Genomic DNA, 597 nt, shown 5'->3' on the forward strand with positions numbered 1-597 from the left:
CGTGTTTTTCAATATCTTCAGGTTCAATATCAACAACACCAACTTCTGAAGACATAATAAGTTTGCCACTTTTTGTAAGGGTGTAGCGTGATGGTCTTAAACCATTTCTATCTAAAAGCGCACCAATATAGTCACCATCAGTAAAAGGTATAGATGCAGGCCCATCCCAAGGTTCCATGATACAGCAATTGTATTCATAGAAAGCCTTTTTTTCTGGGCTCATGGTTTTGTGTTTTTCCCAAGCTTCAGGAATCATCATCATCATGATTTCTGGTAAAGAACGATCGGTGTGTGTTAAAAGTTCTACCACCATGTCCATTGATGCTGAATCTGATTTTCCTGGTAAAACAATTGGGAAAAGTTTATCTATTTGTGGGCCAAAAACATCACTTTTCATGATTTCTTCGCGCACGCGCATTCTACTTACGTTACCTCTTAGCGTGTTAATTTCACCATTTTGACACATAAAGCGGAATGGTTGTGCTAACTCCCAAGCAGGCATGGTGTTAGTAGAGAAACGTTGGTGTACCAGTGCTAATCTAGTAACAAGGTCTTTTTGTTGTAAATCTGTATAATAAGGCCCAATATCTTCAGGCA

At 38.9% G+C, this 597-nt stretch carries 1 pseudogene; it reads right to left on the reverse strand.

Features of this window, described 5'->3' with window-relative positions:
• Positions 1–597, reverse strand: a pseudogene (locus FUA24_RS25725) (glutamate synthase subunit alpha); the annotation flags it as partial.

The organism is Seonamhaeicola marinus, from assembly GCF_008085455.1.